Source organism: Cytobacillus sp. C11.1, assembly GCF_058145115.1.
On record NZ_CM176935.1, the window covers coordinates 2,673,530 to 2,697,734 of the forward strand.

A 24,205-nucleotide genomic window follows, 5' to 3' on the forward strand; every position below is an offset into this window, starting at 1 on the left:
AGGGGCTAGCCGCCGGAGCTGGACAACGCATTGGTGATACTCGGCAACACTTCTTCATGCATTATCTAGTTTTGAAGGAATGAACTTTCTTCAAACCAAATAGTCTGGTGGCGATAGCGAGAAGGTCACACCCGTTCCCATACCGAACACGGAAGTTAAGCTTCTCAGCGCCGATGGTAGTTGGGGGCTGTCCCCCTGTGAGAGTAGGACGCTGCCGGGCAAATGAAAGAGCACCTGATGGGTGCTCTTTTTGTGTTTTTATTTATTTTCCAGCTATTATATCGCTTAGTTCTCTAAAGTAGACTCCTTTTTTTGGTCACTCGTCCTGTTTTATAGCAAATATCTGTCACTTTCTTAAATTTATCGGTCAGAATTTCATTTTTTCGGTCAGATTTCATTTTTATCGGTCACTTCTTCCATATATCGGTAAGTTGGCTCTGTGGCGCCCTTTTTCGGCCCGAAAAATAAATGTATCGTCCGGGGCCATTATGGCCCAAGCCTTCAATCGGAGTTCTAATGTACAGGCCCTCCTATCTTGAGCTCTGAACACTGCTATAAAAAATAGCTTCCGCCTAATTTAGCAACCTAGCCGTATGTATCTAAAACAACAGCTTATAAGCCTGTATCCCAAAATATATACCAAAACCAATCAAGGACAGTCCGGACAAAATCGAAATGAATGCCAGGATCTTGCCGGTTAAAAATCTTCTGAAGCTGCTGGCAACTCCGGCCATTGTTAAATCCCATAGTAATAGCCCGATAAAGATGGCGCCACTGTATAAAATCACGTGTGTTTTATCATACTCAGCTGCTGTTTTTGCAAGGACTGAACCATAAATGCCAAGCCAGAATAAAATAGTTAAAGGATTTGACAATGACATAAGAAAACCGGACATAAACGATTTTATGGAAGATTCGTCATTCCCTCTTGTGCTAGAAATAACTTTTCCGGCACTTAACAGGCTTTCCACACCTGTGTAGACTAATACAAAAAATCCAAAGCACCATAAAAAGGCTTTCATAAATGGTATTTCTAAAAAATGCACGACACCCAGATAGACGGCAAGCATGTAAACGGCGTCTGCAGTCATGGCTCCCAGGCCGACAAGCCAGGCATGGAAGAAACCGTTTTTGATTCCTTTATCAAGCTGTGCTGCATTGATAGGGCCAATCGGTGCCGCCAGAGAAAGACCCAAGAATACATACCCTAGAAAGATACTCATATATACAACTCCCTAACTTCAAACATTGTTTGTACACATTCTATTCAGTCTTGAAGCAGGATAGGACAACTTTTACATGAGCAGGATATCCTAGTCGTTTTATTGTGTGGCATTTTCGGGAATAACAAAAAGGATATATAAGATACAGTGAACTTCTGGAGGGGAAAACATGGCGATAAGCATGTCTGAGAATCAAATTACCCTTGAAATTATAAAAGCATTGAAAGAAACACGGAGGTTTCATTTTCAGAGTATAATAACGGAGCTTCAGCCTTATGATATTGCCCGAATTTTTGAAGGTTTGCCGGTAAAGCATCACCCGCGATTTCTTCTTTATATGACCCCCGATCAGATCGCCGAATTAATTCAGGAACTTGAACAGGATCACCAGGCAAGGGTACTTTCATTATTAGGAATTGAAAAATCAGGTGAGGTTCTTGACCTGATGGATAATGACGATATTGCCGCTTTATTGGAAGGGATGTCAGCAGAGAGAATGGAAGAGCTTCTATCTGGCATGAAGCTTGAAGAATCCCGTATCGTAAAAAGCATTATGAAATACCCGCCTGAAACAGCAGGGAGGCTAATGACAAATCGTTTTGTCTGGATACCCCAGCTTTATACGGTCAGGGACACTGTGGAAAAAATGAAATCATTTGCTGAATACTCGGAAACAATAAACTATCTATACGTCATAGATGATGACAAAAAATTGGTTGGTGTTGTTTCTTATCGCGATTTAATCCTTGCCTATGAGCATGAAAAGATTCAGGACATTATGTACAGCAGAGTCATTGCAGTAGCAGCGGATACAGACCAGGAGGAGGTTGCAAGGCTGATTGAGAGGTACGATTTTCTGGCTATTCCTGTAGTGGAAGAAGGGCAGCTTGTTGGGATTGTTACATTCGATGATATTATTGATGTCGTGATCAGCGAGGCCAACGAGGATATTGAAAAGCTTTCTGCTTCAGGAAGGGCGATCGATTTTGATACAAAGCCTCTTGTTGCTGCGTATAGAAGGCTTCCATGGCTCATCCTTCTATTATTTATTGGTATAGTTTCGGGTACCATTATCAGCGGTTTTGAAGAAACACTATCTCAAGCTGTAGCACTTGCCTTCTTTATGCCTATGATAGCTGGAATGACAGGAAATACGGGAACTCAATCATTGGCCGTTGTCGTCCGTGGACTGATAAATAGAGATTTGGATAAAAGACTAGTAACAAAATTGGTTTTTCGGGAGCTGAGCGTCGGGATCATTATCGGAGTGACCTGTGGATTCTTGATAGCAATAATTGCATATGTATGGCAAGGAAGTTTTATCCTGGGTTTAGTGGTTGGCACATCTTTAATTATAACCTTAATCATCGGAACTCTTGCTGGAACAGTTATTCCACTCATTTTGTACAAATTCAATATTGACCCTGCTGTTGCGTCCGGACCCTTAATTACAACATTAAATGATATTTTGTCATTACTTATTTATTTTGGGCTGGCAACCATTTTTATAACTAAACTGACTTAATTTGTGTTTTTTAGCATAAAAATTGCTTCCCTGCAAAAAATAAAATGAAAAAAAATAGGGGAGTGTTTAAAAGTGGATGTTAGACGTGTGAAACAAATTCTTTCATCATCAGCAGATATTGAAGTAAAATACAATGGCGCTTCTGTTTGGATTGATAAGTTAAATGAAGATGGCCGAACAGCTACAGTTCATTTGCGCGGTCCTCTTGAAGAAAGATCGGAAGTAGAAATTGCTGAGCTTAAAGAACTGTAAACATTCAAAGGCCGCCAAAAAAGGCGGCTTTATTTAGTATATTTCATTATTTGATTCTTTTTCGGTGCGTTCATTTAAATATTGGTTTTCAGCCGCAGCAAAGTTAACTGACTGAAGGCTAACATCTTTGTCGATTCCATATAAGTCCTTTCCGGTATCTTCCAAAAATGTTTGTTTCCTTTTCATTTAGATCTCCTCCTTTTAAAGATATGTTTCCGTTAGTATGGACAGGGAATTTGAATATCATAATAGGGAAAAATGAACAAGAGCCTTTTACAGAAGTGGGAAAATGTGAAGAAAAGTAAGTAAATATTTTTAAGCAAAATCCTTTACATAGGATACGGGGGTATAATACTATTAGCTTAAGGGGGCGGATCAAATGGCTTTTGAATTGGAAAATGATGAATTATTGGCAGAGAGCTGTTGTTCAATTGACTCAGACCGGAAAAGTCACCATTCTGAAAAAGTAAAAAAGAATCTGACAACTCGATTAAATCGGATTGAAGGACAAATACGCGGTATAAAAGGGCTTATAGAAAAAGATACCTATTGTGATGATGTTATAACACAGATTTCTGCAACTCAGTCTGCCTTGAACAGTGTAGCAAAGCTTTTGCTTGAAGGCCATTTGAAAAGCTGTGTAGTAGAAAGAATTCATGAAGGCGATGATGAAGTCCTGGATGAATTTTTGGTAACCATTCAAAAATTAATGAAAAAATAAGGAGCTGTTAAATATGGAAAATGTAACATTAAAAGTTAGCGGCATGTCTTGCGGTCACTGTGTAAAAGCAGTTGAAGGCAGCGTTGGAAAATTAAAAGGTGTTGAAAAAGTATCTGTTGATCTTGATAACGGACAGGTGCAAGTACAATATGATTCTTCATCGGTATCACTTGAGCAAATCAAGGAAACAATTGATGATCAAGGATATGATGTAGAATAGTTTTTAAACGATGGAACGTGTGGGTTAATAGCACGTTCTCTTTTTTTAAAAAATTTGTCTAATTATTTTTGGTTGACATATAGGGTAGTGGGGTATAGTATAATGAGTGAAATCAAAATTATACGTCACTTAATTTAAGGAGTGGTATTTATGAATGATGCGGCTTTAAGAGAAGTTCAGCTTCCTATATCAGGCATGACCTGTGCGGCATGTTCTTCACGCATCGAGAAAGGGTTAAATAAGCTTGAAGGTGTTCAGGAAGCGAATGTTAATCTTGCACTGGAAAAAGCATCAGTCAAGTATAATCCAGATGTAACATCTGTTGAAGCGTTTGAGAAAAAAATTGAGGACCTGGGTTATGCAGTTGTTTCTGAGAAAGCTGAATTTGAGTTGCTTGGCATGACCTGTGCCACTTGTTCGCAGCGGATAGAAAAAGGGCTTAAGAAGATGGCCGGTGTCAAAAAAGCTGTTGTCAATCTTGCCCTTGAGACAGCGACTGTTGAATATAATCCTGAACAGGTAAATGTCCAGGACATGATAAAGAAAGTAGAGAATCTCGGTTATCAGGCCAAAGTAAAACAAGATGCAGAAAAAGATGGCGCAGATTACAGGGAGAAAGAGATCGAGAAGCAAAAAGGGAAATTCATTTTTTCCTTAATCCTGTCCATTCCTTTGTTCTGGTCAATGGTAGGCCATTTTGAATTCACACAATTTATTTATGTTCCTGATATGTTTATGAATCCGTGGGTGCAGCTTGCACTTGCAACTCCTGTTCAATTTTTCATCGGAAAGCAATTCTATATAGGTGCATATAAAGCGCTTAAAAATAAAAGTGCCAATATGGACGTCTTGGTGGCTCTTGGTACTTCAGCTGCCTATTTTTACAGTCTTTATCAATCGCTTTTGTCAATTGGCACGGATACTCACATGGTTGAGCTTTACTATGAAACGAGTGCCATATTAATTACCCTGATTATTTTGGGTAAATTATTTGAAGCTCGTGCCAAAGGCCGTTCTTCAGAGGCTATTAAGAAGCTGATGGGGCTGCAGGCAAAAACAGCCACTGTTTTGAGAAATGGGGAAGAGCTTGAAATCCCCCTTGAAGATGTACTTGTTGGCGATATCATATATGTAAAGCCAGGCGAAAAAATCCCTGTGGATGGAGAAATCACGGAAGGCCAGTCCGCTTTGGACGAATCCATGCTCACCGGGGAAAGTGTACCGGTTGATAAATCAGTCGGCGATACAGTTATTGGATCAACAATCAATAAAAATGGCTTCCTGAAAATTAAAGCTACTAAAGTAGGCAAAGATACGGCCCTTTCCCAAATAATCAAAGTGGTTGAAGAAGCACAGGGCTCCAAAGCCCCAATACAGCGCCTGGCAGATAAAATTTCCGGAATCTTTGTCCCTATTGTCGTGTCAATAGCTGTTATTACCTTCTTTGTTTGGTATCTATGGGTTAGCCCTGGCGAGTTTGCAGAAGCCCTTGAAAAATTAATTGCTGTGCTTGTTATTGCATGTCCTTGTGCATTAGGTTTGGCCACGCCAACATCCATAATGGCAGGTTCAGGCCGTGCAGCGGAATATGGAGTTCTTTTCAAAGGCGGAGAGCATTTGGAATTAACTCATGAAATAACTACAGTTGTTCTCGATAAAACAGGAACCGTAACCCACGGAAAGCCTGTATTAACAGATGTGATTGTGGAAGGGAACATGGAAGAAAACATTTTCCTTCAGCTTGCTGGTTCAGCCGAAAGGCAGTCAGAGCATCCATTGGCTGAAGCAATTGTTAAGGGAATAAAGGAAAAAGAGATAACTTTATTAAATCCTGAAGAGTTCGAAGCCATTCCAGGCTTCGGAATTAAAGCCAGAGTGGACGGCAAAGATCTGCTTATCGGGACAAGAAGGTTAATGCAAAAATATGATATAGACATTGAGACAGCACAGGCAAAAATGGAATCCCTTGAGGACAATGGGAAGACGGCGATGCTTGTCGCGGTTGATGGACAATATATCGGCATTGTAGCCGTTGCGGATACTGTAAAGGAGACATCCAAAGAAGCGATCAGGCGCCTGAAGGATATGGGTCTTGAAATTGTAATGATCACAGGTGATAACAAGCGGACTGCCCAGGCGATTGCAGATGAAGTGGGAATTGACGCCGCTATTGCGGAAGTTCTTCCAGAAGGGAAAGCAGATGAAGTTAAAAAGCTTCAGGAACAAGGCAAAAAAGTCGCAATGGTTGGTGACGGCATTAACGATGCTCCTGCCCTTGCGGTGGCGGATATCGGAATGGCTATTGGAACAGGTACGGATGTTGCGATGGAAGCTGCCGATATTACGCTGATGAGAGGCGATCTCAATAGTATTGCAGATGCGATCCTAATGAGTAAGAAGACAATACGCAATATAAGGCAAAACCTGTTCTGGGCTTTCGCTTATAATACGCTTGGAATTCCGGTAGCAGCTTTAGGTTTCCTTGCCCCTTGGCTTGCAGGTGCTGCGATGGCTTTCAGTTCAGTCTCAGTCGTATTAAATGCTCTCAGATTGCAAAGAGTAAAGTTAAATGAAAAGAACGGTTAAAGAATAGCAGACGGAAGGAGCTGGCTATTATGAAAAAATGGGCTGGTGCTGCCATTGCTTATTTGGTACTTGTTATGGCAGGTTATGCTATATATGATGGATTCCTTGCTGATCCTGAGCAAGAACAGCATGAAATTGAGAACCACGAAGTAAATGAGGATGCTGAATAACATCCATCCATAAGTTCGGGTAGTAAAAGAAATAGATAAATTATTCGAAAGGGAGGCTGCTGAGTTGAAGGCAAACATTACACTTTATACAAGGCCTACTTGACAGGATTGCCAGGCGGCGAAAGAGTTCCTTTCGCAGAATAATGTAACATATAATGAAGTAGATCTTGCCAAAGACCCAGATAGGGAACAGGATCTTATCAATTTAACCGGCAGCCGAATTGTTCCAGCCTTTCTGTTTGAAAAAAAGAAATGGTATGGCGGAACAAAGAAAAAGCATGTAATAGGCTTTGAGATGAACCATGACGAAATTAGAAATATCATTGAGAATGATGGATTTTAAGAAGAAAACAGAAGGAGAGATAATCTCCTTCTGTTTTTAATTAGTGCATCATATTTTCCATTGTGCTAAAGCCTTTGCTCGGCATCGCACCTTTGGTTCCATGGCAGCTCTCATACATTTCTTTCAGTTCCTGGTTGGAAAATTCGGGGTGCATTTCCTGCATGAGCGGCTTCATTTTTCCAAAGTTCAATAAACCTTCAGGTGATTCGTTTCCTGCTGCTAGAATGGCAGTACCTGAACCAAGAATAAGGGAAACGGAGAATATTCCAGCAATCAATTTTTTCATTTTTGAATCACTCCTTTTTTTATTGCATCTTTAGATTACAGTTTAATTGTCGAGAAACTATCGAGGAAAATTGAACTAAATGTGAATTGATTAATTAAGGCTGTTTTCATAAAGTTTGTTGCTTTTCAATAACTCAGTTTAATTCGCTGAGTTGATAGGAGCGGAGGGCAATTGACTCCTGCGGGAGGAGAGGGAGCGGGAGACCCCGCAAGTGAAACCGAGGAGGCTCCCGTTCCTCCCCGCGGAAAGCAAGTGCCTGCAGCGGAAATCAACGGGCGTAATTCATAGGAAAAAATAACATTCTATACGAAAAGAGCTTAAATTAAATAATTTGTAATCTAGTATTCCCTATGATAGAATTACCTACAATATATAGTGATTATTATAAAATGAAAAACTACATATAGATCGTGATTGGTGTTCTTAAATGGACTTAAAAGGGAATCCGGTGGAAATCCGGAGCTGTCCCCGCAACTGTAAGTGCAGACGAAAAAAGCATGCCACTGTACAAGCCGCTTTATGGCGCTAGTATGGGAAGGGCTTTTAGTAGATTGAAGCACAAGCCAGGAGACCTGCCAGGGCGATCGAAAGTTTCTTATCTTCGGGGATTGAGATGATGAAACGATGGTGTAATGGCTTTCCATAGAAGAACTGGATCCTGCTATTAACTTTCGTTTGATCCGCTCATTTTCCGGGCGGATTTTTATTTTGCCATTTAGGAGGAAGCAAGATGGTATATACCTTACAAACGAATACAGTAATAGAGGAACTGAAATCAGAATTTCCAAGCCTTGATTTTGAATTATTATTGAAAAGATCTGAAGAGATGAACCATCTAAAGGAAGAAGCGCTGTATGATCAGCTGATTTTAGAATGTTTGTCATGGATAAGTATGGATGAGCCTGATTGGACCTTTGCAGCTTCACGCCTTCTTTTAAAAAAATTGTATCAGGAAGCAGGTGAAAACAGAGGTTGTTTGCCGGAGGATTGCTACGGACACTTTTATCAATTGATCGAGCGGCTGACAGCTCTGGAAATCTATGAAAAAGATTTATTGGATACCTACTCACAGGGCGAAATCAATGAGCTGGCAGAAACTATTATAAAGGAAAATGATCATTTATTTACATATTTGGGGCTGAAAATGCTTGCAGATAGGTATCTTGCGAGGGATAGACAGAAAAATCTATATGAGCTGCCACAGGAACGGTTTATGATCATAAGCATGGTTTTAATGAAAAGGGAACGGCCGGAAAAGCGGCTGAAGCTTGTGAAGGAAGCCTACTGGGCCATGAGCGGCTTATATATGACAGTGGCCACGCCTACACTGGCAAATACGGGAAAAAACTGGGGACAGCTTTCCAGCTGTTTTGTTGAAACGGTCGATGACAGCCTTGAGGGAATCTATGACAGCAATACAGATATAGCCTCTCTGTCGAAGAATGGCGGGGGAATCGGTGTCTACTTGGGGAAAATCCGCAGCAGAGGCAGTGATATTAAAGGTTTTAAAGGCGCTTCATCAGGTGTCATTCCATGGATGAAGCAGCTGAATAATACAGCGGTCAGTGTGGACCAGCTGGGACAGCGTCAGGGAGCGATCAGCGTTTATCTGGATGTATGGCATAAAGATATCTTCTCCTTCCTGGATGCAAAGCTTAATAACGGAGATGAAAGACAGCGAACCCATGATTTATTTACCGGAGTGTGCATCCCGGATTTGTTTATGGAGAAAGTAGAATGCCGCGGGTATTGGTACTTGTTTGATCCTCATGAAGTACGGAAGGTAATGGGTTTTTCGCTTGAGGACTTTTATGACGAAGGTGAACGGGAGGGATCTTTCAGGCAGAAATACAAAGAATGCCTTGACAGCCCCCTGCTTTCAAGAGAAAAGGTACCTGCAATCGAAATTATGAAGTCAATCATGAAAAGCCAGCTCGAGACAGGAACTCCCTTCATGTTTTATCGGGATGAAGTAAATCGGAAAAATACAAATTCCCACTCCGGAATGATCTATTGTACAAATCTTTGTACAGAGATTGTTCAAAATCAAAGTATAACTAAGAGAACGGAAGAGTATACCAAGGATGGGAAGATCATTATTGAAAAGATACCTGGAGACTTTGTCGTTTGCAATCTTTCATCTATTAATCTGGCAAGAGCCTCCCAACATAATGTCCTTGAAAGGCTCATTCCGATTCAGGTACGGATGCTAGATAATGTGATTGATATTAACAGGATTCCAGTACTCCAAGGACAAATCACCAATCAAAAGTACCGGGCGATTGGTTTGGGGACATTTGGATGGCACCATCTGCTTGCACTGAAAAAGATTCCCTGGGAAAGCATGCAGGCAGCAGACTTTGCTGACAAGCTCTATGAAAAAATTGCCTATTTAACGATAATGAGCTCTATGACCCTTGCAGAAGAAAAAGGGGAATATCCAGCTTTTGAGGGATCTGATTGGGAGACAGGCGCCTATTTTGAAAAAAGAGGATATTTGAACACGGACTCCAAATTTAATTGGACCGCATTAAAAGAAAAAGTAAAGAAAGTTGGAATCCGCAATGGGTACTTGATGGCGGTTGCTCCCAATGCATCAACCGCCTTGATTGCAGGCAGCACACCAAGTATAGACCCTATTTTTAATAAACAATATTCCGAGGAGAAAAAAGATTACCGGATTCCTGTGACAGCTCCTGACTTAAACAGCGAAACCATCTGGTATTACAAGTCTGCCTACCATATTGGCCAGGAGTGGAGCATCCAGCAGAATGCCAAAAGGCAAAAGCATATTGACCAGGCGATTTCATTTAATTTTTACATCCCTAACAATATAAAAGCGGTACATCTTTTAAATCTGCATCTTAGTGCCTGGAATAATAAATTAAAAACAACCTATTATATACGTTCTACATCATCAGAAATAGAAGACTGTGAATCTTGTTCAAGCTAAGGGGAGAATCCTATGAAAAAATTAAAAAAGCGTCAACTAATCAACACTGCTGCACCAAATCGTGCAACTTCAATCTTAAACGGGGAATGCTCTAATATTCTTAATTGGGATGATGTCCGTTTTTCCTGGGCATACCCGAAATATAAAAAAATGCTGGCTAATTTCTGGACGCCATTTGAAATAAATATGTCACAGGATATAAAGCAATTTCCTGCGTTAAAAGAAGATGAACAAGCAGCTTTTTTGAAGATTATTGGATTGCTGGCATTGCTCGACAGCATTCAGACGGATTATGCAGGTAAGGTTGCTGATTATTTAACGGATTCGAGCCTCTCAGCACTTATGATCATTCTGGCACAGCAGGAGGTGATCCATAATCACTCTTATTCATATGTGCTGTCAAGCCTTGTACCAAAACAAAAGCAGGATGAGGTCTTTGAATTTTGGAGGACGGAGCCTATATTAGCAGAAAGAAATCAGTTTGTAACGAATGGGTATCAGGACTTTACCGAGAATCCAAACCCTGAAAATTTGCTGAAATCGATTGTGTATGATGTCGTGTTGGAAGGATTATTTTTCTATTCGGGCTTTGCATTCTTTTATCATTTGGCAAGAAATCAAAAAATGGTAGCAACATCCACGATGATAAATTATATTAATCGGGACGAGCAAATCCATGTGGATCTGTTTGTGAAAATATTCAAGGAAATTTTGCATGAAAATCCGGAACTGGAAACAAATGAATTGGAGGACTTTGTCCTGGGTACTTTTAAACGGGCTGCTGAATTGGAAATAAAATGGGCTCGTTATGTGATAGGCGAGAAGACTGAAGGAATCCTGCTCTCTGATGTGGAGGCATACATCAAATTTTATGCAAATGTGCGCTGCAATCAGCTGGGCTATGAGCGTCCATTTGAGGGTTATCGTACAAATCCGCTTCGCTGGATTGTAGCGTACGAAGAAGTGGACCATGGCAAATCGGATTTCTTTGAACAAAAGTCACGGCAATATACAAAGGTACAAGTGGATAATGGATTTGACGAATTATAGATTTAGAATTTATTCTATAAACCTTGCTGTTCTGGCAAGGTTTATTTCTATGCCCTAATTTAATACAATAGATTCAGTAGATTATATAGTGAGCAGGTGCAGGTATGAAGACAATTTTAATAACAGATGATGATCAGCATGTCCGTTTTTTAGTAAAAGAGCTTTTAAACAAGGCAGGTTTTCAAACCGTTGAGGCGGCAAATGGCTCAAAAGCTTTTGATTTTATTAAAAATGAGGCCATTGATCTTGCCATTATTGACCTTATGATGCCCTATATTGACGGCTATAGACTGACAGAAGAAATAAGAAAATTTTCCGAGGTCCCTATTATAATGCTGACCGCAAAAAGCCAGCTGGAAGACAAGGAAAAAGGCTTTTTATTGGGGACAGATGATTATCTTGTCAAGCCTTTTGAGCCAAAGGAGCTATTGTTCAGGGTAAATGCTCTTTTAAGAAGGTATGGAAAAAGCGAGGTGGAAAATCTTCGAATAGGAAGTCTGCTTATTAATAAAAAAAGCTATGAAGTAGAGATGGATGGCAAGACCTATATGCTCCCTTTAAAAGAGTTCGAATTGCTACACTTTCTTGCTTCCCATCCTAATCAGGTATTTAGCAGGGGCCAATTAATTGAACAGATTTGGGGCATGGATTATGAAGGCGATGAACGCACGGTTGATGTTCATATTAAACGCTTAAGGGAGCGTTTTTCAAAGGGTTTGACAGAATTCAACATAAAAACCTTGCGAGGAATCGGCTATTCTTTGGAGTATCGGCAATGAGATCATTGTATTCCAAGTTTACACTTACTACCATCATTATTATGGTTGTAAGCGGCCTTATTTCTTTTTTTACATCAAATGCGTATTATCAAAAGGAATTGAAAAGTCAAAATGATACTAAAATGGCCAATATCGCTATGGAAATGGCTGATTTTATTGGTTCACATGAGGATACGGATTTACATAGCTATTTCGCACACATCGGTTCCATTGGATATCAAATATTCATCGTGAATAAAAATGGTGAAGAGACTTATTACGGTTCTGGTTTTAGAGAGAATAATTTACCGGAAGAAGCAAAGGAAATGGTGCTGGACGGAGAGGAATATCATGGGATTGCGGCCTTTCCCCATAAGACATTTGTTACTGGTTTTTTTGCCAATGAATTAAAAAATACTGTGGGAATTCCGTTTGAATATAGAGGGTTAAACTATGGTTTATTTATACGTCCAGATATCAAGCTCCTTTTTGGGGAGCTTCACTCACTGATTGCATGGCTCGTTGCAGGTATGATTTTATTGACCATAATACTCGTTCTGTTCAGTACAAAATACCTTATTCGCCCAATCGGAAAGCTTAATCGTGCAACATCGCTTCTTGCTGCGGGAGACTTTGGCATTAAGCTCAATATTAATAGGCGTGATGAAATCGGAGAATTGGCTTCCAACTTTACAAAAATGGCAAATAAGCTTGAAAAGACCAATGAAATGCGCAAGGAATTCATTGGCAATATCTCCCATGATATTCAGTCTCCTCTTTCAAATATAAAAGGGTACATCGAGCTAATAAAAGGAGGAGGAACACAGGAGGAGACCTGGAAAAACATTGGTGCAGTCGATTCTGAAATTGATCGCTTATCAACACTGACACGGCAGCTTCTCCTTTTGTCATCAATCGATAGCAGGGCCGACCTTCTTAACGTCCAAAAATATGACCTTAGTGAACAAATCAAAAAGGTTATTCGCCAATATCAATGGAATTTAAGTGAAAAAGGAATGATGGCGAGCTATTCTTTGCCGAAAGCCTATATAGTGGCAGATCCTCCTCTTCTCTATTCCGTATGGGAAAATCTGCTGACAAATAGCATTAAATATTGCAGCGGAAATGGGGAAATAGACATTACATTAGTTGAACAAGAGAACCATTATGAAATCTTTTTTAAAGATAATGGAATTGGAATGGAGCAGGATGAGCTTTCAAGGATTTATGACCGATTTTACAGGGCCGATACTTCCAGAACTCGTTCTATTGAAGGATCAGGACTGGGGCTGGCAATTGTTTATTCCATTGTTGATTTGCATAATGGCAAAATAGAAGTAATGAGCAAGAAAGGGGAAGGTACCACTTTTACAGTGACTCTGCCAAAAAAGCTCTAAAAACGCAGTAACAGAAAGATCCTGCTTAACCGCAGGATCTTCTTTTAATTTGGCTGTTATCGTAAAGTTTGTTGCTATTTGAAGGCAAACTTAGTTTTTCTAACTGAGCTGATTGTAGCGGAGGGCATTTGATCCTCGAAAATGCATCCGCATTTTCTTCGTGCGATGTTTACTCAAGGATGTCTATTCAATGTCCTGCGGGAAGAGAGGGAAGTGGGAGACCCCACAGGCGAAGCCGAGGAGGCTCGCATCGCTTCCCGCGGAAAGCAAATGCCCGTAGCTGAAATCAACGGTCTGAATTCAAAAGCAAAAACAACTATTAACTAGAAAAGAGCCTTTAATTTAAGTTAAAATTGCATTATCAGAAACAAAGTCAATTTCAAAACCAAGATCTTTCAGCATTTGATGGTCAGCTGTACTTTCCTGGCCGGCAGTGGTCAAATAATCGCCAACAAAAATGGAATTGGCCGGATATAAGCCAAGCGGCTGAAGACTGCGAAGATTAACCTCCCTGCCCCCGGAAATGCGGATCTCCTTAGAAGGGTTTATAAAACGCATCAGGCATAGCACCTTTAGGCAGTAGCGAGGGTTCAGCTCATTTGTTCCTTCGAGCGGTGTACCATCAATCGCATGCAAAAAGTTAACTGGAATTGAATCTGCATCAAGAGCTTTAAGGCTTCTAGCCATCATGATTACATCCTGTTTGGTCTCTTTCATGCCGATGATCACACCGGAGCATGGAGATATTCCGGCTTCCTTAATTAATTGGACCGTGTTGACTCTGTCCTGATATGTATGTGATGTAGTAATAGTTTCATGATGAGTTTCTGAGGTGTTGACATTGTGATTATAGCGGTCCACTCCTGCTTCCTTCAGCTTTTCAGCCTGTTCAGGCTTTAGGAGCCCTAGACAGGCACAAACCTTCATATTATAGGATTCCTTTATTTCTTTAACAGCTGATACAACTTCATCTAATTCTTTATTGCTTGGCCCTCTTCCGCTCGCCACAATACAATAAGTGCCAACGTTCAGCTGGTGAGCTTGTGTCGCTCCCTTGAGTATGGATTTTTTATCCATCATTCTATACTTTTCAATAGGAGCTGTGGATATGCTCGATTGCGAACAGTAGCCGCAGTTTTCAGGACATAAGCCTGATTTAGTGTTAATAATCATATTCAGCTTGACTTGATTCCCATAGTAATGATGGCGTATCTTATAGGCGCTATGCAATAAATCAAGCAGTTCTTCATCGGGGCAATTTAGAATTTCCAAAGCCTCCGAATCTGTCAGTTGATATCCTTCCAATACATTTTGCGCTAACTCTCGATAATTCATGAAACTCCTCCTCTTGTGTTATGCTGCGTGGTTTTTCTTTCTGAATTGGCTGCGCGCAAATACTCTATATTCCAAGCGGTAAGCCATCATTCCGGCAAAAACGGATAGAATTATATCTTTTGGAAGCGGGACAACCATCCACAGCCATGCCATTTGATAGGTAAAGCCTTCTGGCGCTGTAAACCATAGCTTGTAAGCCATAAACATCCAATTCGTCCCGAAAACATAGTTGATTATCATGCCTAATAAGGCAGCAGTAACATAAACAGGCAGGGATTTTTTCTTTTCAATGATTTTGCCTGTTACATAAGCTGTAAAAATAAAAGATAGGATAAATCCAAATGTGGGGCTTATTAATGTAGCAAACCCTCCGCCAAATTTAGCGAAAACCGGAGCACCTGCAAGACCGACAAAGGCATATACTCCCATTGTTATAGCACCTAAGCGGCTTCCTAAAATGGCCCCTGCCAAAATGGCAAAAAAGGTTTGCAGAGTAATAGGAACTCCGCCAATCACCATAAAAGGAACAAATGAGGTAATATTTGCTCCTACAGCCATAAGCGCAACAAACATTCCAGCCAGTGTTAAATCAATTGTTCTTAATCCTTTTTTCATAAGATGCCTCCTGATGTGAATTAATATTTATATAATTTAGAATAATAGCAGGGTATATAATATGTCAACCTGTTTTTATATATAGTTAACATTAATAAGTCTTCTACTCTTATAATTTGTAACCATCTGTTCATTTTCTGTTCATATTCACTTTTTATAGTAAAGAGGAAGAAAGAAGAGGAAGGTGATTGAAATGTTCATATTATCCTTTAAGGAGATGCGCTTTTTTAAGGTAAGATATCTGCTAATAAGCTTTATTCTGTTTTTTATCGCTGGGCTGGTTTTTATTATAAATGGCCTTGCAAACGGACTATCAATGGATAATGCATCGTCATTCAAAACAATGGATGCGGAGGCTTTTTTTATTTCCAGTGATGCAAAGTTACGATTAGACCGTTCAAACTTAGAGATTAGCCAGGCACAATTTGAATCCTCTTCGGCAAATGTTCAGCCTGCAGCCATCCAAATGGCATCGCTGAAAGGAAAGGATAATCAAAAGCTGGATGTAACCTTCATGGCTATTAATCCAGGAAGTTACTTAGAGCCTCACGTGATTGAGGGTAAAGCACTTACTGATAATAATTCCATGCTTGCCGACAGTTCTCTTAAGAAAGAGGGAGTGAAAATTGGTGATGTGCTGGAGGATGAACGCACTGGTGCAATATTTACAGTTTCAGGATTTACGGAACATCAAACCTATAGCCATACACCAGTTGCGTTTATATCCCTTGATTACTGGAGTAGGCTAACAAATGGAAAAGCCAGCTTTCTGGCATTGCAGGAGAAGGATCAAGTTCTGCAGGATAAAATCACCAAAGCTGCAGATGGTATTTGGGCGGAAAAAGAGAAGGTTATTAGCGGTATTCCAGGCTACGAGGCTGAACAGAATTCTCTATTCATGATGCTTTCGTTTTTGATTGTGATTGCTGTATTTGTCCTGGCAGCTTTCTTCTATATAATGACGATCCAAAAGAAGGGCCAGATGGGTATTTTAAAGGCAATTGGAGCCAAAACGGGCTTTTTAATAAAAAACACTTTAGCACAGGTTCTAATGCTGACAGTGATAAGTATTGGAGCAGCTATAGGCTTTACATGGATGGCAGGACTTCTCCTTCCCCCAAACATTCCTTTTGTATTTGATATTGTTCAGATCATTAAATATGCTGCAATCCTGTGTATGGTATCACTTTTTGGATCACTTATTTCCAGCATAAACATCATAAAAGCAGATCCAATTCAGGCAATGGGAAGGGTGGAATAATGGGAAATTATCCTTTGGTTCTTAAACAAATTAATAAATCCTTTAATGACGGTGATAAAAATATTAAAATATTAAGTGATCTTTCTTTTTCAATTGAAAAAGGCGAATTAGCAGCAGTTATAGGGCCCTCTGGTTCAGGAAAAAGTACTTTTCTATCCATTGCCGGAGCTCTTTTGACCCCGGATGATGGAGAAATATTTATAAATGGAAAAGAAGTTTCCAGTCTTTTTGGTTTTGAAAAAGCTGACGTCAGGCTGCATTCCATTGGCTATATCTTTCAAACTTCAAATCTGGTACCTTACCTGAAAGTAGAAGAGCAGTTGGGCCTTGTTCTGAAAATGGCTAAGCATAACACGGAAGAAAAAAGTGATTATGTTAGAGATTTATTAATATCAGTTGGCATGGAACATAGGTCAAGCCATTATCCCCATCAGCTTTCAGGTGGTGAAAAGCAAAGGGTGGCAATAGCCAGAGCCTTTGCTAATGACCCGGATATCATATTAGCGGACGAGCCGACAGCCAGCCTGGATTCAAACCGGAGTGCGGCGATTACCGGATTAATTTCCAGGATTGTAAAAGAGAAAAACAAGGCGGGTATCATTGTGACGCATGATGAAGGGGTTTTGCCATTCTGTGACCGGATTTATGCCATGCAAGATGGCCAGCTATTAGAACAAACAGCGAAAAGGAGAACAAACAATGCATCAGTACAGTAAATTTTTATTAAGACTTTCCGCAATTTTTGCTTTAATTGGCGCTGGCTTAGGAGCTCATATGGCTGGATCGAATGATTATGCCATTAGGCCAATCCATGCACATATTTTGGTTGTTGGATGGTTATCGCTTTTTGCTTGGGCTGTTTATTATAAAGTGTTTACTCCAGCCAGCAAGGTATTGTCAAAGCTGCATGTCATGACTGCGGCTGCCGGTTCTATTGGATTAACAGGCGGAATGGCACTGCATATTTACCAGCCGGCTTTTTTGTCAGAAGCAGTCAACACAGCTCTTTATATCTTCGGTGGAGTTATTCTGCTGATTAGCTTCCTGCTATTTGTCATTTTAACCTTTTTAAAAACAAGTGAAGACTAAAAAAAGACCCGTTCGAAATCGAACGGGCTTTATATAATAGGTAGATTAAGAGGCAATTGTTTCATTTCTTCCCAGTTTCCCTTTGAATAGTTTGCGCAGGAATGGGGTGACATAGCGATCAAGACCGAATTTTCCGGCGTTATAGCCTGCAACAAGAATGAATATGGTTAAAAGGACCATTTGTGCGTTTGTGCTGACTGTTCCAGAGAACAAGAAAGCAAAATTCATGATAATTCCAAAGAAGGCAGCGGCAGTGGTCAAGCATCCTAAAATCAATCCAAGACCTACAAGCAATTCTCCCCAAGCTACCAAAAAGCTGAATAATTCTGCGTTTGGAACGGCAATGCCTTCAAGGAAGGCTGCCCACCAGCTTTGAACAGCTGGGTGATCGCCAGTTGCTTTAGCAACCGCTCCTTGCAAAAATCCGGATGCATCGAAGCCATCCACTACTTTATGGTAACCGGCAGTCAGCCAAGAATACCCAAGATATAATCTGATCACAGTGAGAAGTGCAGCAGCAATTTGATTTTCTCTAAGCCATTTTACAAACATCCTAATCGCTTCCTTCCAAAAATTTAATTGATGATTACACTTATAATATACTCCGAAGGAAACAAAAATGGATCGATTTAAAAGAGTGTTCACACATCTGCAGAAAGATTATGGCAATAATATGAAATTGGTTAAAAAAGAAGGACACACTGCAGTATAGCGGGATTAAACAGAATATTTTTACCGGCGATATTGTACCAAAATAGAGATAGGATTATAATAATTATAAAGAAAGAAAAGGAGGGCGAGGCATGATTCGAATGTCAGTCGCTGGTATTGGAGGATTTTTCCTCGTATTTGTTGAAGCTTATATTGTCATGTTCTTGAAAGGCTACCAAACGATTGACTTTGGCGGGATCAGCCCTTTTGTAACGATATGGGCGATGAACTTCTTTTTTCTGTTCACAATCCTCACCCACCTGAAGCTGTGGCATGATGATCGGCAAGCAGCCAGAGAAGAAACTTGTTCCGAGAAAGATTATTAATCCTGGGATGCTCTTTTTGGGGCATCTTTTTTTGTTGCATAAATCTGTATCCCTCCTTTTTAGGTTTTCTTCCATTCCAGGAGGGTAAAGTAAAACTGCTCAACACTTTGATGATATCAAACTAACAACATCCAGGAGGTATGACCATGGCAAACAATAACCAAAATAATCGCAGTGAAGAACAGGAACAATATTTTAAAGACCGTGCAGGGACAGATGAAGCGAGATTCCATGTAGTACCGCATGATGATGAAGGATGGGCAGTCAAAAAAGAAGGCCAGGATAATCCTGAATATACTGCTGAATCCAGGTCCGATGCAGTGGAGGAAGCCAAACGTATGGCAGAGGAAGCAGGAACAATGGCCATCCTTCATAATGAAGATGGAAAAATAGAAGACCTTGTTAATTATGAATAAATGGATAAACAGCCCGGCAATGCTTCGGTATTTACCGGGCTGTTTTATGCCATTTTATTCTCTCCTTTTTATCAGTTTGTACAGCGGCATTCAAAGTGAGGTGTAACAGCCTATAGCGTTTATTTTAATCATTATGCGAACTGATTCCTTTGATTGGACAGCCCTTTTTTTAGCATTAGGGATATTCGTTTATACTTGTCCATCTTAACTACATAGAATGAATTATGTAAGGGGCCCCTTATAGAACTTCTTATTCAGAAGGGGGGGAGATTAATGCCGCTTCAAGGTATTCTTTGTCAACTTGGGAAATTACTGTTACTTGTTCTGTTATTGGTTGCTAGTTTACTTGCTGGTTTAGTGCCTGGCGCAGGAGATGTCATTCAAAGATGTCAAGCTGCAATTAATGCATTGCCTTGTCCTGTGTAAAATTAAAACAAAAACTTACTTGCGTTTTTCTTTTTAGGGTATTCCTATGAGAGCGCTTGGACCTAAAAGTTTATTTTTGAATAGGAACAGCAAACAACACTCCGGAAAATTGGGAGTGTTGTTTTTATTTCTAAAAACAAAAAATGTCCGCTTTCAAGATAGAAAGCGGACCAAAAAGAGACCTTGGAACGAGTAAATTCAAAAAATGAAACAATATATAGTATTATTGGAAGAATAGAAAAACTATATATTGTTATTTTTGATTCTAGCATAATAAAGCTCAGAGGGCAAACTATTATTTTGATATATTTAAATATTCTTTTAATTATTGACCGCATACTGAAACATTGCAAAACAATCAAAAACAATCATATTAATGACTGTTTTTGAATATTTTTGGATGAAAATGATTGATTTTTGCAATCGGTTTCAGTATGATGTAATCAAGGCAAGAAACAGTATTTAGGGGTGATGTTATGTTAACACCGGAGCGCCATAAATTGATTCTGCAGCTTTTAAAAGAAAAAGGTGTAGTGAAAATTCAGGATCTGGTTGAGATAACAGAGACATCCGAATCAACAATCAGAAGAGATCTCTCTCAGCTGGAGGAGGGAAAATACCTAAAAAGGATTCATGGCGGGGCAGCAAGGCTCCAGGGAAAGCTGCAAGAACCGAGCATGACTGAAAAATCCTCCAAAAACCTTCAGCAAAAACGCCAAATTGCTCAATATGCAGCAAATATTGTTGAAGAGGGAGATTCAATTTATTTGGATGCAGGCTCAACTGTGACAGAAATGATCCCATTTTTGCCCTCTAAAGATATCGTCGTTGTAACGAACGGGTTAATGCATATCAATGCACTGCTCGAACGGAATATAAAAACATTTTTAATTGGCGGTTTTGCCAAAGAGCAGACAAAAGCTATTATTGGCAGGGGAGCGCTGGCAAGCCTTGAGCATTATCGCTTTGACAAATGCTTTATGGGGGTTAACGGAATCCATCCACAATTTGGATATACCACACCGGACCAGGATGAGGCCATGGTTAAACAAATGGCTATTTCGCTTTCAAGGGAGGCCTTTGTGCTTGCTGATGATACGAAGTTCTCGGAAATAGCTTTTGCCAAAATTGCCGATCTGCATACAGCAACAATCATTACAAATGAGCTGGATAGGGAGCATCAGGAGCCTTATACCAGCAAAACTACAATAAAGGTCGTGACAGCATGATACACACATTGACGTTAAATCCGTCAGTGGACTACATCGTAGAGCTGGATGAGATTAAAGTCGGCGGGTTAAACCGTATGCAAAATGACACTAAATTCCCCGGCGGTAAAGGGATCAATGTTTCAAGAGTGCTAAACAGAATGGGTGTTAAAAGCAAAGCTCTTGGTTTTGTCGGCGGATTTACAGGAAACTATATCGCTGATTACCTAAAAAATGAAAACATTGATACTGACTTTGTTCCAGTGGCTGAAGACACTAGGATTAATGTAAAGATAAAGACTGGAAAAGAAACAGAAATCAATGCTAAAGGTCCAACTATTTCAGAAAAGAATCTTCAGGACCTTAAAAAGAAAATAGCCAGTCTTTCTGATGAGGATTTGCTCGTTTTAGCTGGTAGTATTCCTTCCACATTGCCAGAAACAACATATGAAGAACTGGTCAAAATTTGCTCGGAGAACGGGACAGCATTTGTAGTTGATGCTGAAGGCGAATTGCTGAAAAAGGTCATTCCTTACAAGCCATTTTTAATAAAGCCTAACCACCATGAACTGGGAGAAATATTTGATACAGAATTTAAAGCCGCCGAAGAAGTCATTCCATATGGCCAAAAGCTTGTGGACATGGGCGCACAAAATGTAATTGTGTCATTAGCAGGGAAAGGTGCAGTCTTGATCACAGATGAAAATGCATATATAGCTAGCGTCCCACAGGGGGAAGTGAGAAGCTCAGTCGGGGCAGGCGATTCTATGGTAGCTGGTTTCCTGGCAGCTATTGAAAAATATAGAGATATAGAAAAAGCTTTTCAATACAGTGTGGCATCCGGAAGCGCAACCGCGTTTTCATTGGGTCTTTGCACGAAAGAAAAGGCAGAGGGGTTGCTTCCTCAGGTTTCCATTACAAAGATCAACCTAAAAGGGGAGAATTAGGATGAAAATTACAGAATTGCTTACAAGAGAAACAATCCTGCTCTCTATGAGCGGAACAGGGAAGATTGATGCAATAAATGGCCTGGTAGACCAGCTTGATAAAGCTGGAAAGCTAAATGACCGCTCAGCATTCAAAGAAGCCATTTTAAAAAGGGAAGAGCAAAGCACAACAGGCATTGGTGACGGAATTGCCATCCCGCATGCGAAAACGAGCGCGGTGAAGGAGCCTGCAATTGCGTTTGGCAAGTCAGAAGCAGGGGTGGATTATGAATCTCTTGACGGGCAGCCTGCCCATTTATTCTTTATGATTGCAGCCCCTGAAGGCGCCAATAATACGCACCTGGAAGCATTATCTAGGCTTTCATCTATATTAATGAATGAAGAAGCCCGCAAAAAGCTGCAGAATGCGGCTTCAGCTGATGAAGTTATAGATATTATTGACAGCTATGATGAAACAGAAGAAGAGGAAGATCAAAATATTGCAGACAGCAAACGTTTTATCGTTGCGGTAACAGCTTGCCCTACAGGAATCGCACATACGTATATGGCAGCAGATTCTTTAAAAGCAAAGGCAGCTGAACTAGGTGTAGATATTAAAGTCGAAACAAATGGTTCCAGCGGTGCTAAAAATGTTTTGACACCTGAAGAGATTGCAAACGCAACAGCAGTCATCGTTGCTGCGGACACAAAGGTTGAACTGGAGCGATTCAGCGGTAAACACCTGCTGGAAACTCCAGTTGCGGACGGAATTCGCAAACCACAGGAATTAATTGAAAAAGCGTTAAAAAAGGATGCTCCAGTTTATAAAGGTGGAGGCTCAAATGGCACTGCTGGGTCTGAAAATAAAAAAGAGCAAAAGGCCGGCATCTATAAGCATCTGATGAACGGTGTATCCAATATGCTTCCATTCGTAGTTGGAGGCGGAATCTTGATAGCCATTTCCTTTATGTTCGGGTATAAAGCTGCAGATCCTAACGATCCTTCCTATCACCCAATTGCAGAAGCATTGATGACAATCGGAGGCGGAAATGCCTTCGGATTGATCGTACCGATTCTTGCAGCATTCATTGCAATGAGTATTGCAGATCGTCCTGGTTTTGCAGCAGGTGCTGTAGGCGGAATGCTGGCTGCTTCTGGCGGAGCTGGCTTCCTTGGCGGTATTATTGCCGGTTTCCTTGCGGGATATGTTGTAGTCGGTTTAAAAAAGGCCTTTGCAGGACTGCCAGTTTCCCTGGAAGGAATCAAAACGATCTTGCTTTATCCGCTTTTCGGAATCGCTATTACTGGTTTGCTGATGCTTTATGTGGTAAATAAGCCAGTTGGAGCTTTGAATACTGCCATTACTGAGTGGCTTTCAGGTCTAGGAACTGGAAATGCAGTGCTTCTTGGTGTTGTCCTCGGACTAATGATGGCCTTCGATATGGGAGGCCCGGTTAATAAATCAGCATATGTCTTTGGTACCGGACTATTGGCTAACGGCGTATACGAACCAATGGCTGCCATAATGGCTGCAGGTATGGTTCCCCCCCTTGCAATCGCGCTTGCAACAACTTTGTTTAAGAATAGATTTACGAAACAGGAACAGGATGCAGGAAAAGCAAACTATATTATGGGATTCTCGTTCATAACTGAAGGTGCTATCCCGTTTGCTGCGGCAGATCCATTGCGCGTCATTCCATCCATCATGGCGGGTTCAGCCGTGGCGGGTGCCATTTCAATGATGGCTGGGATTGGATTAAGGGCGCCTCATGGCGGGGTATTCGTTGTACCTCTTGTTGATGGTCCGTGGGTTATTTACCTTGTAGGAATCATCGCAGGTGCATTTGTATCTGCACTATTGATTGGATTACTGAAAAAACCTTTAAGTAAATAATTATGTCTAAAGCCGATACTGTGTGCGTATCGGCTTTTTTACATATGCTCTTTTCTAAAGGCTGTTTTCGCAAAGTTTGTTGCTTACAAACTAGTTTTAATTACTGAGTTGATTGGAGTGGAAGGCATTTGATCCTCGAAAATGCATTCGCATTTTCTTCGTGCGGTGCTTATTCGGGAGGCTTATTCAATGTTCTGCGGGAAGAGAGGGAGCGGGAGACCCCGCAGGCGTGAAACGCCGAGGAGGCTCCCGTTCCTCCCCGCGGGTTCGCTGCGTGACTGGAACGGAAATCAACGGACAAGCTTTAGAGTCCAAAAACAACAATCTATACGAAAAGAGCCTTTCTAAAAGATTGTTTTTTTAAGTAGTTTTTGTAAATAAGAATAATTATAAATCAACCTCTTCACATACTTGCCTTTTTAAAAATCAACGTTAAAAAAGTGTAAATAAAACTTAAATTTATTGAAAAAACTGAAAATTAATGGTTTAATAAAATAAACTGAGTAGTCTTTTT

At 40.5% G+C, this 24,205-nt stretch carries 25 protein-coding genes, 1 rRNA gene, 1 pseudogene and 1 riboswitch; of the genes and pseudogenes, 21 read left to right on the forward strand and 6 right to left on the reverse strand.

Annotation, left to right across the window (positions count from 1 at the left end; all coding sequences use genetic code 11):
- Positions 1-103: 103 nt before the first annotated feature.
- A 5S ribosomal RNA gene (rrf, locus tag AC3ZVC_RS13305) occupies positions 104-220 on the forward strand.
- 379 nt (positions 221-599) lie between these two features.
- On the opposite strand, the gene AC3ZVC_RS13310 is transcribed toward rrf, so the two are convergent.
- Positions 600-1,223 carry a LysE family transporter gene (locus tag AC3ZVC_RS13310; protein WP_490063724.1) on the reverse strand — a complete coding sequence of 208 codons (624 nt, stop codon included), beginning with the start codon at positions 1,221-1,223 and terminating at the stop codon, positions 600-602.
- A gap of 169 nt (positions 1,224-1,392) precedes the next feature.
- Here AC3ZVC_RS13310 and mgtE point away from each other — a divergent pair, with 169 nt between their 5' ends.
- Positions 1,393-2,748: a magnesium transporter gene (gene mgtE / locus AC3ZVC_RS13315; RefSeq protein WP_490063725.1), complete on the forward strand. Its 1,356-nt coding sequence runs from the start codon at positions 1,393-1,395 to the stop codon at positions 2,746-2,748.
- A 72-nt stretch (positions 2,749-2,820) separates the two neighbouring features.
- Positions 2,821-3,000, forward strand: coding sequence for an H-type small acid-soluble spore protein (locus AC3ZVC_RS13320; RefSeq protein WP_110067783.1), 180 nt, complete (start codon positions 2,821-2,823; stop codon positions 2,998-3,000).
- Between the two features lie 33 nt (positions 3,001-3,033).
- Here AC3ZVC_RS13320 and AC3ZVC_RS13325 read toward each other — a convergent pair whose 3' ends face one another.
- Entirely contained in the window at positions 3,034-3,186 is a 153-nt protein-coding gene (locus tag AC3ZVC_RS13325) for a hypothetical protein (protein ID WP_490063726.1), read from the reverse strand.
- A 193-nt stretch (positions 3,187-3,379) separates the two neighbouring features.
- Between AC3ZVC_RS13325 and AC3ZVC_RS13330 the strand changes: the two genes are divergently transcribed.
- From AC3ZVC_RS13330 to AC3ZVC_RS13350, 5 genes and pseudogenes are all read left to right on the forward strand, one after another.
- Complete coding sequence (locus tag AC3ZVC_RS13330; protein WP_214988252.1) at positions 3,380-3,721, forward strand: metal-sensitive transcriptional regulator; 342 nt, start codon at positions 3,380-3,382, stop codon at positions 3,719-3,721.
- A 13-nt stretch (positions 3,722-3,734) separates the two neighbouring features.
- Entirely contained in the window at positions 3,735-3,941 is a 207-nt protein-coding gene (gene copZ, locus AC3ZVC_RS13335) for a copper chaperone CopZ (protein WP_490063727.1), read from the forward strand.
- A gap of 150 nt (positions 3,942-4,091) precedes the next feature.
- The gene (locus AC3ZVC_RS13340; protein ID WP_490063728.1) at positions 4,092-6,527 is read left to right on the forward strand and encodes a heavy metal translocating P-type ATPase; all 2,436 of its coding nucleotides are present in this window, start codon (positions 4,092-4,094) and stop codon (positions 6,525-6,527) included.
- 29 nt (positions 6,528-6,556) lie between these two features.
- Positions 6,557-6,697: a hypothetical protein gene (locus AC3ZVC_RS13345; RefSeq protein WP_490063729.1), complete on the forward strand. Its 141-nt coding sequence runs from the start codon at positions 6,557-6,559 to the stop codon at positions 6,695-6,697.
- A gap of 118 nt (positions 6,698-6,815) precedes the next feature.
- A pseudogene (locus AC3ZVC_RS13350) lies at positions 6,816-7,040 on the forward strand (glutaredoxin family protein); the annotation flags it as partial.
- 40 nt (positions 7,041-7,080) lie between these two features.
- Here AC3ZVC_RS13350 and AC3ZVC_RS13355 read toward each other — a convergent pair.
- Positions 7,081-7,326 carry a hypothetical protein gene (locus tag AC3ZVC_RS13355; protein WP_490063730.1) on the reverse strand — a complete coding sequence of 82 codons (246 nt, stop codon included), beginning with the start codon at positions 7,324-7,326 and terminating at the stop codon, positions 7,081-7,083.
- A 398-nt stretch (positions 7,327-7,724) separates the two neighbouring features.
- A riboswitch (cobalamin riboswitch) is annotated at positions 7,725-7,919 on the forward strand.
- A gap of 137 nt (positions 7,920-8,056) precedes the next feature.
- Here AC3ZVC_RS13355 and AC3ZVC_RS13360 point away from each other — a divergent pair.
- The 4 genes from AC3ZVC_RS13360 (at position 8,057) to AC3ZVC_RS13375 (ending at position 13,484) form a co-directional block, all read left to right on the forward strand.
- On the forward strand, positions 8,057-10,279 hold the full coding sequence (locus AC3ZVC_RS13360) for a ribonucleoside-diphosphate reductase subunit alpha (protein ID WP_490063731.1): 2,223 nt from the start codon (positions 8,057-8,059) through the stop codon (positions 10,277-10,279).
- A 12-nt stretch (positions 10,280-10,291) separates the two neighbouring features.
- On the forward strand, positions 10,292-11,329 hold the full coding sequence (locus AC3ZVC_RS13365; protein ID WP_490063732.1) for a ribonucleotide-diphosphate reductase subunit beta: 1,038 nt from the start codon (positions 10,292-10,294) through the stop codon (positions 11,327-11,329).
- 104 nt (positions 11,330-11,433) lie between these two features.
- Positions 11,434-12,108 carry a response regulator transcription factor gene (locus AC3ZVC_RS13370; RefSeq protein ID WP_490063733.1) on the forward strand — a complete coding sequence of 225 codons (675 nt, stop codon included), beginning with the start codon at positions 11,434-11,436 and terminating at the stop codon, positions 12,106-12,108.
- Entirely contained in the window at positions 12,105-13,484 is a 1,380-nt protein-coding gene (locus AC3ZVC_RS13375) for a sensor histidine kinase (RefSeq protein WP_490063734.1), read from the forward strand. Before AC3ZVC_RS13370 ends, AC3ZVC_RS13375 begins: the two co-directional genes overlap by 4 nt.
- 342 nt (positions 13,485-13,826) lie before the next feature.
- Here AC3ZVC_RS13375 and bioB read toward each other — a convergent pair whose 3' ends face one another.
- Positions 13,827-14,819, reverse strand: coding sequence for a biotin synthase BioB (gene bioB / locus AC3ZVC_RS13380; protein WP_490063735.1), 993 nt, complete (start codon positions 14,817-14,819; stop codon positions 13,827-13,829).
- Positions 14,820-14,837: 18 nt separating this feature from the next.
- Positions 14,838-15,434 (reverse strand): biotin transporter BioY, encoded by a 597-nt coding sequence (locus AC3ZVC_RS13385; RefSeq protein ID WP_490063736.1) that lies wholly within the window; start codon positions 15,432-15,434, stop codon positions 14,838-14,840.
- A 193-nt stretch (positions 15,435-15,627) separates the two neighbouring features.
- Here AC3ZVC_RS13385 and AC3ZVC_RS13390 point away from each other — a divergent pair, with 193 nt between their 5' ends.
- The 3 genes from AC3ZVC_RS13390 to AC3ZVC_RS13400 are packed head-to-tail and all read left to right on the forward strand — an operon-like array spanning position 15,628 to position 17,784.
- Complete coding sequence (locus tag AC3ZVC_RS13390) at positions 15,628-16,695, forward strand: ABC transporter permease (RefSeq protein ID WP_490063737.1); 1,068 nt, start codon at positions 15,628-15,630, stop codon at positions 16,693-16,695.
- Positions 16,695-17,411: an ABC transporter ATP-binding protein gene (locus AC3ZVC_RS13395; RefSeq protein ID WP_490063738.1), complete on the forward strand. Its 717-nt coding sequence runs from the start codon at positions 16,695-16,697 to the stop codon at positions 17,409-17,411. Before AC3ZVC_RS13390 ends, AC3ZVC_RS13395 begins: the two co-directional genes overlap by 1 nt.
- The gene (locus AC3ZVC_RS13400) at positions 17,395-17,784 is read left to right on the forward strand and encodes a hypothetical protein (protein ID WP_490063739.1); all 390 of its coding nucleotides are present in this window, start codon (positions 17,395-17,397) and stop codon (positions 17,782-17,784) included. The genes AC3ZVC_RS13395 and AC3ZVC_RS13400 overlap by 17 nt, the downstream gene beginning before the upstream one ends.
- Before the next feature lie 45 nt (positions 17,785-17,829).
- On the opposite strand, the gene AC3ZVC_RS13405 is transcribed toward AC3ZVC_RS13400, so the two are convergent.
- Positions 17,830-18,336, reverse strand: coding sequence for a DoxX family membrane protein (locus tag AC3ZVC_RS13405; protein ID WP_490063740.1), 507 nt, complete (start codon positions 18,334-18,336; stop codon positions 17,830-17,832).
- Between the two features lie 251 nt (positions 18,337-18,587).
- Between AC3ZVC_RS13405 and AC3ZVC_RS13410 the strand changes: the two genes are divergently transcribed.
- The 6 genes from AC3ZVC_RS13410 (at position 18,588) to AC3ZVC_RS13435 (ending at position 23,691) form a co-directional block, all read left to right on the forward strand.
- Positions 18,588-18,821, forward strand: coding sequence for a hypothetical protein (locus tag AC3ZVC_RS13410; RefSeq protein WP_490063741.1), 234 nt, complete (start codon positions 18,588-18,590; stop codon positions 18,819-18,821).
- Positions 18,822-18,967: 146 nt separating this feature from the next.
- Positions 18,968-19,237: a DUF2188 domain-containing protein gene (locus tag AC3ZVC_RS13415; RefSeq protein ID WP_490063742.1), complete on the forward strand. Its 270-nt coding sequence runs from the start codon at positions 18,968-18,970 to the stop codon at positions 19,235-19,237.
- 273 nt (positions 19,238-19,510) lie between these two features.
- On the forward strand, positions 19,511-19,663 hold the full coding sequence (locus AC3ZVC_RS13420; protein WP_490063743.1) for a hypothetical protein: 153 nt from the start codon (positions 19,511-19,513) through the stop codon (positions 19,661-19,663).
- A 476-nt stretch (positions 19,664-20,139) separates the two neighbouring features.
- Positions 20,140-20,892: a DeoR/GlpR family DNA-binding transcription regulator gene (locus tag AC3ZVC_RS13425; RefSeq protein WP_490063744.1), complete on the forward strand. Its 753-nt coding sequence runs from the start codon at positions 20,140-20,142 to the stop codon at positions 20,890-20,892.
- A complete protein-coding gene (gene pfkB / locus AC3ZVC_RS13430) occupies positions 20,889-21,818 on the forward strand; it encodes a 1-phosphofructokinase (protein ID WP_490063745.1) in 930 nt (309 codons plus the stop codon). Before AC3ZVC_RS13425 ends, pfkB begins: the two co-directional genes overlap by 4 nt.
- Position 21,819: 1 nt before the next feature.
- Complete coding sequence (locus tag AC3ZVC_RS13435; protein ID WP_490063746.1) at positions 21,820-23,691, forward strand: PTS fructose transporter subunit IIABC; 1,872 nt, start codon at positions 21,820-21,822, stop codon at positions 23,689-23,691.
- Positions 23,692-24,205: the final 514 nt, after the last annotated feature.

What these genes read in the sequence shown, in the direction of transcription:
- AC3ZVC_RS13395 (WP_490063738.1), top strand. Translation starts at nt 16,695, where the DNA reads ATGGGAAATTATCCTTTGGTTCTTAAACAAATTAATAAATCCTTTAAT.
- AC3ZVC_RS13355 (WP_490063730.1), bottom strand. Translation starts at nt 7,326, where the DNA reads ATGAAAAAATTGATTGCTGGAATATTCTCCGTTTCCCTTATTCTTGGT.
- AC3ZVC_RS13370 (WP_490063733.1), top strand. Translation starts at nt 11,434, where the DNA reads ATGAAGACAATTTTAATAACAGATGATGATCAGCATGTCCGTTTTTTA.
- AC3ZVC_RS13415 (WP_490063742.1), top strand. Translation starts at nt 18,968, where the DNA reads ATGGCAAACAATAACCAAAATAATCGCAGTGAAGAACAGGAACAATAT.
- copZ (WP_490063727.1), top strand. Translation starts at nt 3,735, where the DNA reads ATGGAAAATGTAACATTAAAAGTTAGCGGCATGTCTTGCGGTCACTGT.
- AC3ZVC_RS13420 (WP_490063743.1), top strand. Translation starts at nt 19,511, where the DNA reads ATGCCGCTTCAAGGTATTCTTTGTCAACTTGGGAAATTACTGTTACTT.
- mgtE (WP_490063725.1), top strand. Translation starts at nt 1,393, where the DNA reads ATGGCGATAAGCATGTCTGAGAATCAAATTACCCTTGAAATTATAAAA.
- AC3ZVC_RS13330 (WP_214988252.1), top strand. Translation starts at nt 3,380, where the DNA reads ATGGCTTTTGAATTGGAAAATGATGAATTATTGGCAGAGAGCTGTTGT.
- AC3ZVC_RS13435 (WP_490063746.1), top strand. Translation starts at nt 21,820, where the DNA reads ATGAAAATTACAGAATTGCTTACAAGAGAAACAATCCTGCTCTCTATG.
- AC3ZVC_RS13385 (WP_490063736.1), bottom strand. Translation starts at nt 15,434, where the DNA reads ATGAAAAAAGGATTAAGAACAATTGATTTAACACTGGCTGGAATGTTT.
- AC3ZVC_RS13425 (WP_490063744.1), top strand. Translation starts at nt 20,140, where the DNA reads ATGTTAACACCGGAGCGCCATAAATTGATTCTGCAGCTTTTAAAAGAA.
- bioB (WP_490063735.1), bottom strand. Translation starts at nt 14,819, where the DNA reads ATGAATTATCGAGAGTTAGCGCAAAATGTATTGGAAGGATATCAACTG.
- AC3ZVC_RS13400 (WP_490063739.1), top strand. Translation starts at nt 17,395, where the DNA reads ATGCATCAGTACAGTAAATTTTTATTAAGACTTTCCGCAATTTTTGCT.
- AC3ZVC_RS13390 (WP_490063737.1), top strand. Translation starts at nt 15,628, where the DNA reads ATGTTCATATTATCCTTTAAGGAGATGCGCTTTTTTAAGGTAAGATAT.
- pfkB (WP_490063745.1), top strand. Translation starts at nt 20,889, where the DNA reads ATGATACACACATTGACGTTAAATCCGTCAGTGGACTACATCGTAGAG.
- AC3ZVC_RS13310 (WP_490063724.1), bottom strand. Translation starts at nt 1,223, where the DNA reads ATGAGTATCTTTCTAGGGTATGTATTCTTGGGTCTTTCTCTGGCGGCA.
- AC3ZVC_RS13345 (WP_490063729.1), top strand. Translation starts at nt 6,557, where the DNA reads ATGAAAAAATGGGCTGGTGCTGCCATTGCTTATTTGGTACTTGTTATG.
- AC3ZVC_RS13405 (WP_490063740.1), bottom strand. Translation starts at nt 18,336, where the DNA reads ATGTTTGTAAAATGGCTTAGAGAAAATCAAATTGCTGCTGCACTTCTC.
- AC3ZVC_RS13365 (WP_490063732.1), top strand. Translation starts at nt 10,292, where the DNA reads ATGAAAAAATTAAAAAAGCGTCAACTAATCAACACTGCTGCACCAAAT.
- AC3ZVC_RS13410 (WP_490063741.1), top strand. Translation starts at nt 18,588, where the DNA reads ATGATTCGAATGTCAGTCGCTGGTATTGGAGGATTTTTCCTCGTATTT.
- AC3ZVC_RS13340 (WP_490063728.1), top strand. Translation starts at nt 4,092, where the DNA reads ATGAATGATGCGGCTTTAAGAGAAGTTCAGCTTCCTATATCAGGCATG.
- AC3ZVC_RS13325 (WP_490063726.1), bottom strand. Translation starts at nt 3,186, where the DNA reads ATGAAAAGGAAACAAACATTTTTGGAAGATACCGGAAAGGACTTATAT.
- AC3ZVC_RS13360 (WP_490063731.1), top strand. Translation starts at nt 8,057, where the DNA reads ATGGTATATACCTTACAAACGAATACAGTAATAGAGGAACTGAAATCA.
- AC3ZVC_RS13375 (WP_490063734.1), top strand. Translation starts at nt 12,105, where the DNA reads ATGAGATCATTGTATTCCAAGTTTACACTTACTACCATCATTATTATG.